Below are 7,099 nucleotides of genomic sequence, written 5' to 3'. Positions count from 1 at the left end.
TTCCCACCCAGCATCTGCCGCTGCTGGATCCGCTGGAGCAGCTCGGCGCGCCCCCATGGCTGATCGACCTGATCCAGCCGGACCTGCGCGTCATCGTCAACCTGGGCTATGGGAACGGACCGGCGAACGTGCCCACCCCGGCCCAGCTGTTGCCCACTGACGTCAACCCGATCACGGTGGCCGACGACCTGGTCAAAGGTACCGTACAGGGGGTAGACAACGCGCTCACCGACGTCGGCCTGCCGGGCCTGCCAACCCAGTTCACCGACCCCATCGGCGCCCTGGAGACCGCACTTGACACCTTCGCCAGCCAGACCACACCCGCCATCCAGACCGTCAGCAATGGCCTGCAGGCTGCCCTGAACAGCGTCGTCGTTCCCACCCAACTTGCCGACGCGCTCAGCCCGGTCTCCGGTGCGGTCGATTCCGTGTCCATCTCGCTTTCTCAGTTGGTCAACGACCAGGTCGATCCCGGCATCCAAGGCACCGTGTACGACATCGGCGGGCTGCTTCACGACGCGTTGGCCAGCGCCGGTGCATCCAGCCACGTCGAGCTGGGCCTCTACATCATCGAGCAGTTGCTACCCACTGAGCTCGAGGTGCCCGGCGACCTTCTCACCAACGGTGTGCATTTCGTGGCCGTCGGGCTTCAGAACCTGGTCGCCAACGACTTCGCGGGCTTCGTTCAAGAACTCGAGCTCATCCCAACGGCAACCATCAGCCTATCGCTATTGACGGATCTGTTTCCCGTTCTGGGGCTGGAGGACTTCATCGCTGGTGTGCCGTTTAGTCTCTGAACCGCCGCCAGTCAGCCACCGCCGCAACACCCGACCAGCGGAGCCCACGATATGTTATCTAGACCTCCTGAGCGGCGGTGGCGGTGCCGGCAACTTAGCGGTGAGGATCTCGCGAAGATACACGCAAGCTCGTTCCCAGCGCCGCCGCGCCCGCTGCGAATCCTGGCCAACGAAGCTCACGACCAGGATTCCGCGCAGTGCGTCCATCGCGGTGTAGACGATGTTTCGGATCTCCTTTTGCGCCGGGTGATCCGGCAAGATCTGGGCGATCGCCGCGATCAGCGTACTGTTGACGACGGGTTCCACCCGTTCGACTTGTTGCGCCAGCACCGGGTCGGTGCGGGCGGCGGCCCAAAGTTCCATCGTCGCAACGAACATCGGCCCCTGATGGGCTTCCCACAGGAAATCCAGCGTCGCCGATACGGGATCCCGGCTGCATTGCACGCGGCCGAGTTCGCGGATTGCGGCTTGCGCGCGTTGTTGAGCCAGATGCTCGATAGCCGCGACCACCAGATCTTCCTTCGACCGGAAATGGTGGATCTGAGCGCCCCGGGTGACTCCGGCCATCTCGGCGATGCGTGGCGTCGTCGTTCCGGTATAGCCGTGGGAGACCAGGCACTCCACCGTCGCATCGAGCAGGCGGGTACGCATCGCGGCACTACGCTCGGCCTGGGTACGCCGCACCGCTCGACCGTCGACGCGTGTCGCCACCGCCTGACCTCCCGGTCGCCTCACAACGCAGTCTGCGGGCACAGCATACATGCATAGTTGCATTTAACTGTCACCGCCGGCCTCTACCGCCCGGGCGTTGCAAGGATCTTGAACAGCATATTGTCGACGTCGGTGAGCGCCTGAACGTCGATCCCGCGGTGGAACTCACGCAGCCGGCTCTTACGCAAACTGGTGACCAGACCCGGCGCAGCCTAGCTGCCGCCGCCGAGTTCGACACCAAACCCGATATCGGGCTCGGTGTCGAACAACGGCACCACGATCACACTTGGTTCGGAGGCGATCTCGTTGTACACGGTGGAGGACACCACAAGCACGCTGATGCCACCTTCGACCGTCCAGATGTCGCCGCGACGTTGTGTCATTGACCGGCCAACTCACCAAAATTTCGATCGCCCCACGCCTTGGCGAACGACAGGGCCTGCGGATGATCTGCCATCCATTGAGCGTGGGCGGCGCAGCGGCGGCGCATGTCCTCGACATCGAGAACACCTTCGATCCAGGCGTTCATCGACTGCTGGTCCGCATCTGCGTAGCGCTTCACTGCTTCGTAGGCGATATCGGAAAGGCGCAACGTAATCATCTTTGCCATTGGTTTATGCTAGCGCCCCATGCCAGCAATACATGACACATCGTTCGGAGGCCTGTCCCGGCGCGGGCATCTACAGCGTGGCCGGTCGCAGCACCACCACGGATTTCGTCTGTAAGCCGGCATCGTCCAGCAGTGCGATCACCCGCCCGTCCGGGTCGGTGGCCGCGTACACGCCGCCGATGCCGGCTGGCGTCAGCGGGCGGCCGTGGCCGGCAGCGACGGCTTCGTCGGCCGTGAGGTCGCGGCGCGGAAAGGTCTGCAGGCAGGCCTCATCGAGGGTCTGGGTCAGCCGGGGCGACTCGGCCAGCTCGCCGAGCGTTCGGGCCCGGTCGAGCCCGAACCGGCCGGACCGGGTGCGCCGCAGCGCTATCAGATGCCCGCCGACGCCCAGCGTGGCACCGAGATCGCGGGCCAGAGCGCGGATGTAGGTGCCCGCCGAGCAGTCCACCTCGACATCGATGTCGACTAGTTGCCCGCCGCGGCGCACCGCCAGCATCTCGAACCGGTCGATGCACACCCGGCGGGCGGCCAACTCGACGGCGCGACCCTCCCGGGCCAGCCGGTAGGCACGCTGGCCGCCGACCTTGACCGCACTGACCGACGAGGGCACCTGTTCGATGTCACCCCGAAACCCGGTTATCGCCGCAGCGATCTCGGTGTCGCTCAGATGTTCAGCTGAAATCGTTTGCTGCAGTTCACCATCGGCGTCCTCGGTGGAGGTGGTCTGGCCCAGCCGGATGGTGGCGGCGTAAGCCTTGGGGGCGCTGGTCAGCAGGCCGAGGATTTTGGTGGCCCGGTCGATCCCGATCACCAGCACACCGGTGGCCATCGGGTCCAGCGTTCCGGCGTGGCCGACCTTGCGGGTGGAAAACAACAGCCGGCACCGCGCCACTACGTCGTGGCTGGTCATGCCAGCCGGCTTGTCGACGACGACAATGCCCGGCCCGGTCACAACACAATCGCCGTCAAAGCCAGCCCGTCACGCACCGACCATCGTCCGCGCAGCGTGGTCAACGGCGACCCGGACAACGCGGCGGGATCGATCAAAATCCGTGACACGAAACCGCCGTCCAGGTCCAAGGTGATGTGGGCGTCCTCGAACCCCAGCCACCGCTTCGTCAGCGGGAACCACGCCTTGTACGTTGCCTCCTTGGCGCAGAAGAGAATTCGATCCCAGTGCAGGCCGCCTGGCAGCGCCTCGATTTCACGGCGTTCCTCGGGCAGGCTGACCGAATCCAGCACACCGGACGGCAATACGTCGTGCGGTTCGGCGTCGATGCCCACCGAGCGCACCTCGGGCCGGCGCCCCACCGCAGCGCCGCGGAAGCCAGCGGTGTGGGTCAGACTGCCCACGATGCCGTCGGGCCAGCGCGGTTCACCATTGTCCCCCTTGAGGATCGGCACCGGCGGCTCTCCGAGTTCGGCCAGCGCCAACCGGGCACAGTATCGGACGGTGATGAATTCGTTGCGCCGCTTGGTGACTGACTTTTCGATCAGCGGCTCCTCTTCGGGCAGCGGGCGCAGATCGGGCGGGTCGTCGTAGCGTTCTTCGGCGGCCAAAGCACTGCGATGTTCGCCCAGCACCGTGTCCAGCAGTGCCCTCATCGGGATCGCCGCTCGCGTATTCGCTCCCGGACCTTCTCGCTGGCCGCCCGCATCTGCGGGGTGATGACGAAATGACCACCGAACTCGTTGAGATAACCAGGGGCGTAATGCGGGTCCGGCAGTACCTGGCGCAGCCAGCGATATGGCTTGCGGCGGTGCCATTCCCGCGGGTAGCCGACCGACACCTCTTCGAAGCGCACCCCGTCGTACCAGGTGGTGCGCGGAATGTGCAGATGGCCGTAGACCGAGCAGGTCGCGTTGTAGCGGGTGTGCCAGTCGGCGGTCTCCACCGTGCCGCACCACAGTGAGAATTCCGGGTAGAACAGCACCTCGCACGGGTCACGCACCAGCGGAAAGTGATTGACGAGCACGGTCGGTGTCATCCAGTCCAAATCCTCCAGCCGCTTGCGGGTGGTGGCAAGCCGGTCGACGCACCAGGCATCGCGGGTGCCGTACGGCTCGGGGGAGAGCAGGAACTCGTCGGTGGCCACCACGTTGCGTTGCTTGGCGATGGCCAGGCCCTCGGCCTTGGTGTTCGCCCCCGCCGGCAGGAACGTGTAGTCATATAGCAGGAACATCGGAACGATGGTCGCCGGGCCGCCCTCCTCGGTCCAGACCGGGAATGGGTGTTCCGGGGTGACGATTCCCATCTCGTCGCACATGTTGACCAGGTAGTCATACCGGGCCCGCCCGAAGATCTGCATCGGGTCTCTGCCGGTGGTCCACAGCTCATGGTTGCCGGGCACCCAGATCACCTTGGCGAAGCGGCGCCGCAGCAGATCCAGCGACCAGCGGATCTCGTCGGTGCGTTCGGCGACGTCGCCGGCGACGATCAGCCAGTCGTCCGGTGTCGACGGGTGCAGCGATTCGGTGACCGGCTTGTTGCCGACGTGGCCGGTGTGCAGATCGGATACCGCCCAGAGGGTCGGGCGACCACTGGCCGCATGGGCCGCCGGCTCCTGCGTCATCACGGTGCTTCAGCCTAATGGGCCTGGGCACCCGATCCGCGTCCCGTGGCCGTCCCCGCAGTACATATCCTGATCCGGTGACGTCGACCGGGCAGCACAGCTGGGTCCGACACGTCGGCGACGCCGCCTTCGCCCGCATGCTGCAACTGCGCGCGCCGACGACCCGCTACAGCGTGCGCGGCGTCGAAATCCCGATGCGCGACGGGATCGTGCTGCTTGCCGACCACTACGCACCTGACGGCGAACCGGCCGGCACCCTGCTGATGCGCACTCCCTACGACCGCGGGTTCCCGACGTCCCTGGTGTTCGCCCGGGTCTACGCGAGTCACGGCTACCACGTGATCGTGCAGAGCGTGCGTGGGACATTCGGTTCGGGCGGCGTGTTCGAGCCGATGACCAACGAGGCCGCCGACGGCGCCGACACCGCCGTCTGGCTGCGTCGCCGGCCATGGTTCACCGGCACCTTCGGCACCATCGGGGCGTCGTATGTGGGCTACACCCAGTGGGCGCTACTGGCCGATCCACCGCCGGAGCTGGCCGCGGCCGTGATCACCGTCGGCCCGCACGATTTGAGAGAGTCAACCTGGGGCACCGGGTCGTTCGCACTCAACAACTTCCTGTTCTGGGCCGACCTGATGGCCCACCAAGAGGACGGACGAATCCGGGCCACCATTCACCAGCTGCGCGCCCACGGCAAGGTGACACGCGCCGCGGCCGGGTTGCCGTTGGGTGCGGCCGGCCGTGCGCTGCTGGGAACGGGTGCACCCTGGTACGAATCGTGGGTCGCCCACCCCGACCCCGGCGATCCTTTTTGGGCACGTGACCCCGCCGACGCCGCACTGGGCCGGGCACAGATCCCGGTATTGCTGCTCAGCGGCTGGCAGGATTTGTTCTTGGAGCAGACGCTGACACAGTATCGACGGCTGCGCGGTCGGGGTGTCGAAGTGGCGCTGACGGTCGGACCGTGGATGCACGCCGAGATGCTCACCAAGGGGGCGGGCACGGTCACCCGGGAATCACTGGGCTGGCTCGACACCCACCTCGCCGGTGCCGGCGCCAAACCACGGTCCAGCCCGGTTCGGGTGTTCGTCACCGGCGTCAGCGGTGATGGCTGGCGCGAGCTGCCGGATTGGCCGCCGCTCACCTCCGAGCGGCACTGGTACCTCCAACCCGGCGGCGGGCTGGCCGCGGCACCTCACGCGACGGCGACGCCGGCTGAGCCGGCAAGGTTCCGGTACGACCCCGCCGACCCCACCCCCACTATCGGCGGCCCGCTGCTGTCCCCGGACGGCGGCTACCGCGACGACAGTGGGCTGGCGCGGCGCGACGACGTCCTGAGCTTCACCGGCGACGCGCTGACCGAGGACGTTTACGTGTTCGGAAGCCCGGTCGTCGAGTTGGCACACACCTCGGACAATCCGCACGTCGACCTGTTCGTCCGGGTCAGCGAGGTCGACAGCCGTGGGCAATCGCGCAATGTCAGTGACGGCTACCGGCGACTGCACGATCAGTCCGGCCCGCTGCGTCTGGAACTCGGCGCCATCGCGCACCGGTTCGCCGCCGGCTCCCGCATCCGGGTGCTGATCGCCGGCGGCTGCCATCCCCGCTTCGCGCGCAACCTGGGCACCGGCGAGCCCCCGGTGAGTGGCGTCCGGCTGCGGTCCGCCACGCACACCGTGCAGTTCGGTGGCTCCCGGCTCATGCTGCCGGTCGGCGACGCGGGGTAGGACTTCGACCGCATCGGCGGCGCAAACCCACCCGTTACGGCCGATCACCGACTCCGCTCACCACCCACCGGCCGGAGATGGCTCGCCAGCCGACGAAGATCAGCCGCAGCACCATGAAGGTCGTCAACCCCGACCAGATGCCGGCCAGCCCCCAACCCAGCACCAGCGACAACCAGATCAGCGGCAGGAACCCCACCAACGCACTGAGAACGGTCGCTGTGCGCATGAACCGCACGTCGCCGGCACCCAGTAACACACCATCGAGGGCGAAAACAATTCCAGCGACCGGCAATTGGGCTACCAGGAACCACCAGGGAACCACGATGGCCGCCCGCACGGCGACGTCGTCGGTGAACAATCCCGGCAGTACCGGGGCGCCGACGGCGAACAGCACCGCCAACGCGGCCGCGGCCACCAACGAGAACGCCGTCGCCCTCCGGGCCACCGCTTTCGCATGCCCGGCGTCGTGGGCGCCCAGCGCCGCACCGACCAGTACCTGCGCGGCGATCGCCAGCGAATCCAGCACCAGCGCGAGGAATTCCCATATCTGCAGAACCACCTGGTGCGCGCCCAGAGCCGCGGCGCCGAACCGCGCCGCGACCGCGGCCGCCGAAATGAAGCAGGCCTGAAAAGCCAGGGTCCGCACCATCAGGTCGCGACCCATCACCAGCTGCGCGCGCA

9 protein-coding genes are annotated in these 7,099 nt (G+C 67.0%); 2 read left to right on the top strand and 7 right to left on the bottom strand.

Translation table 11 applies throughout. The features are described 5' to 3' along the window. Positions 1–797: PE-PPE domain-containing protein (locus AC2VON_RS07855; protein ID WP_486952439.1), on the top strand; the 797-nt coding region annotated here is incomplete at its 5' end. 54 nt (positions 798–851) lie between these two features. Here the strand turns inward: AC2VON_RS07855 and AC2VON_RS07850 are convergent. The 6 genes from AC2VON_RS07850 to AC2VON_RS07825 all read right to left on the bottom strand — a co-directional run bounded on the left by AC2VON_RS07850 (position 852) and on the right by AC2VON_RS07825 (position 4,691). Beyond that, on the bottom strand, positions 852–1,448 hold the full coding sequence (locus AC2VON_RS07850; RefSeq protein ID WP_486952442.1) for a TetR/AcrR family transcriptional regulator: 597 nt from the start codon (positions 1,446–1,448) through the stop codon (positions 852–854). A gap of 272 nt (positions 1,449–1,720) precedes the next feature. Continuing rightward, a complete protein-coding gene (locus AC2VON_RS07845; protein ID WP_486952438.1) occupies positions 1,721–1,891 on the bottom strand; it encodes a hypothetical protein in 171 nt (56 codons plus the stop codon). Continuing rightward, positions 1,888–2,118, bottom strand: coding sequence for a hypothetical protein (locus tag AC2VON_RS07840; protein ID WP_486952437.1), 231 nt, complete (start codon positions 2,116–2,118; stop codon positions 1,888–1,890). The genes AC2VON_RS07845 and AC2VON_RS07840 overlap by 4 nt, the downstream gene beginning before the upstream one ends. 70 nt (positions 2,119–2,188) lie before the next feature. Continuing rightward, positions 2,189–3,070 (bottom strand): tRNA pseudouridine(55) synthase TruB, encoded by an 882-nt coding sequence (gene truB, locus AC2VON_RS07835; protein WP_486952436.1) that lies wholly within the window; start codon positions 3,068–3,070, stop codon positions 2,189–2,191. Further along, positions 3,067–3,723 carry a 4'-phosphopantetheinyl transferase PptT gene (pptT, locus tag AC2VON_RS07830; protein WP_486952435.1) on the bottom strand — a complete coding sequence of 219 codons (657 nt, stop codon included), beginning with the start codon at positions 3,721–3,723 and terminating at the stop codon, positions 3,067–3,069. Before pptT ends, truB begins: the two co-directional genes overlap by 4 nt. Continuing rightward, complete coding sequence (locus AC2VON_RS07825; RefSeq protein ID WP_486952441.1) at positions 3,720–4,691, bottom strand: metallophosphoesterase family protein; 972 nt, start codon at positions 4,689–4,691, stop codon at positions 3,720–3,722. The genes pptT and AC2VON_RS07825 overlap by 4 nt, the downstream gene beginning before the upstream one ends. Positions 4,692–4,828: 137 nt before the next feature. Here AC2VON_RS07825 and AC2VON_RS07820 point away from each other — a divergent pair, with 137 nt between their 5' ends. Beyond that, a complete protein-coding gene (locus AC2VON_RS07820) occupies positions 4,829–6,418 on the top strand; it encodes a CocE/NonD family hydrolase (protein ID WP_486952440.1) in 1,590 nt (529 codons plus the stop codon). A gap of 34 nt (positions 6,419–6,452) precedes the next feature. Here the strand turns inward: AC2VON_RS07820 and AC2VON_RS07815 are convergent. Continuing rightward, positions 6,453–7,099, bottom strand: a 647-nt coding sequence (locus AC2VON_RS07815; protein WP_486952434.1) for an MATE family efflux transporter, incomplete at its 5' end; no start/stop codon positions are given.

It is taken from the genome of Mycobacterium sp. TH-M82 (genome assembly GCF_057473605.1).
The sequence above is the reverse complement of the archived record's forward strand: the minus strand, read 5'-3'. Positions and strand labels throughout refer to the sequence as shown.

Excerpts from the sequence above, each read along its gene's own strand:
- AC2VON_RS07825 (WP_486952441.1), bottom strand. The coding sequence starts at position 4,691 with ATGACGCAGGAGCCGGCGGCCCATGCGGCCAGTGGTCGCCCGACCCTC.
- AC2VON_RS07845 (WP_486952438.1), bottom strand. The coding sequence starts at position 1,891 with ATGACACAACGTCGCGGCGACATCTGGACGGTCGAAGGTGGCATCAGC.
- AC2VON_RS07850 (WP_486952442.1), bottom strand. The coding sequence starts at position 1,448 with ATGCGTACCCGCCTGCTCGATGCGACGGTGGAGTGCCTGGTCTCCCAC.
- pptT (WP_486952435.1), bottom strand. The coding sequence starts at position 3,723 with ATGAGGGCACTGCTGGACACGGTGCTGGGCGAACATCGCAGTGCTTTG.
- AC2VON_RS07840 (WP_486952437.1), bottom strand. The coding sequence starts at position 2,118 with ATGGCAAAGATGATTACGTTGCGCCTTTCCGATATCGCCTACGAAGCA.
- AC2VON_RS07820 (WP_486952440.1), top strand. The coding sequence starts at position 4,829 with ATGCTGCAACTGCGCGCGCCGACGACCCGCTACAGCGTGCGCGGCGTC.